Raw genomic sequence first — 1,620 nt, forward strand, 5'->3', positions numbered from 1 at the left:
GCACCGGCAGACTATGTGTTGGCAGGGGAGACAGGATTCGAACCTGCGACCTACGGTTTTGGAGACCGCCGCTCTACCAACTGAGCTACTCCCCTATGTTCGGGGCGTACATTCCACAAAGCGGAGAGCTTTTCAAGTCCCAAAGGTACGATCAAGCTGTCATTGACAAACTTCTCGAACTGATCCCACTGCCGAGACGCTCGATAATTGTTTATTTAGTGACGATTGCGCTTAATTCAATACAGTTTGCTGGTTTTGGCTCTTGTGCGCAGGTGCTCGCGCTGGAGAAATCACCCACATCGCCGGGACCGGTTGTCATTCGAAAATTCAACAACTCGTTATGGTCCAGAATGGAAATATCGCTTGCCGGAATTGAAAGCATTTTAGCGACTATGCCAGCGTCGACACCCATTTCATTGAAGTAAGCGTCGAGTCGTTTGCGATAACCTTTGGATAGTTCGGTTGTCTTGTACGTTCCGGTCGATCTACGCCCAATGATTTTCGTATCGACGATTTTCTTTTTGCCTTTTACGATCCGGTAGCGTGTCTGATATTTTACCATCGTTTTGGTAACTGTGGTGGTGATCTGGTGGACACCCAGCTCTGCCCACAAACCGACAAAACGTTTGGAGCCGCCGGCAACGATAAATGGGCAAGCTGACATGCAAGCTGCCCAACCGGGATAGGCAAAGCCCGCATAGGCGCCATCCGAATATTTTGGCTTGCACCCTTTCTGGTCAGGATCACATTCATAGAAGCTGGTTTTTCCAACCGCAATGTCGAGCCCTCGCTTTCGGATCAAACGTCCTATTTCCATGGCCGCGTCCACCGCTCCGCCATTCGATTCTATCACAATGGGCAATCGCCGCTTGCCCAGCTGGCGCAGGACCTTGCGCAATCTTGAGGGGCTATCCGCTGTAATCGTACCTGAGGCCGCTATCCACTCGGGACAGGCTGGTTCGCAGCTTGCGGAAGCGTTCCGCACGATAGCAAATCGCATGGCCTGATCGGCGAGCTTGAAGGTCTTGGGAGCCTTGTCTGGCGCCGAAAGCTTCGCGGGAGCTTGCAGCTCAGAAGGTACAGCACTTTTTGCGGGGAGATCGGGCAATCGAACCGGCGTATAGGGCACAGAAGAAACCCCACTGCTCTTGGGGAGATCAGGAAGCCGAACGGGTGTATAGGGCTCAAAAAGCACCACGCCATTTTTTGGAGGCCGAACCTGCTTGGGGGGACGATTGGTCTCGGAAGGCACGAAGGATCGTCCCAATAGTCCGCCAGGAGTGTAAGGGCGGCTGATATTTCCTGGCGTGGTAAAGCCTGGCTGATCTTCCGCCATGGCAGCAAGCGCCGGTGCCGTCGCCGTGTATTGCAGAGCAGGAACCATCAGGAAGACGAGCAAGAAAAGCGGGTAGCGATATTTAACGGGTACTATCTGGAACACTCTAACTCCGCAAATATCTGGACTGGCTTTGCGTCAATTAGATACCAGAAGCTGTAACGGAGAGAAGTTAGACTTTGGTGCTAAGGCCAGCATAAAAAAAGGGCGGCCCGGTGGACCGCCCTTCCCGATTTTACGATCAGAAAGTCTTACTCAATGATCGACGAGACGATGCCAGCACC

The 1,620-nt window shown here is 52.8% G+C and carries 1 protein-coding gene and 1 tRNA gene; both read right to left on the minus strand.

Features of this window, described 5'->3' with window-relative positions:
- Positions 1 to 19: 19 nt before the first annotated feature.
- Positions 20 to 95 (minus strand) — tRNA-Trp (locus ACXJ5O_RS26305).
- A 116-nt stretch (positions 96 to 211) separates the two neighbouring features.
- Positions 212 to 898: a hypothetical protein gene (locus ACXJ5O_RS26310; RefSeq protein WP_457302477.1), complete on the minus strand. Its 687-nt coding sequence runs from the start codon at positions 896 to 898 to the stop codon at positions 212 to 214.
- Positions 899 to 1,620: the final 722 nt, after the last annotated feature.

The organism is Phyllobacterium sp. P5_D12 (genome assembly GCF_054049495.1).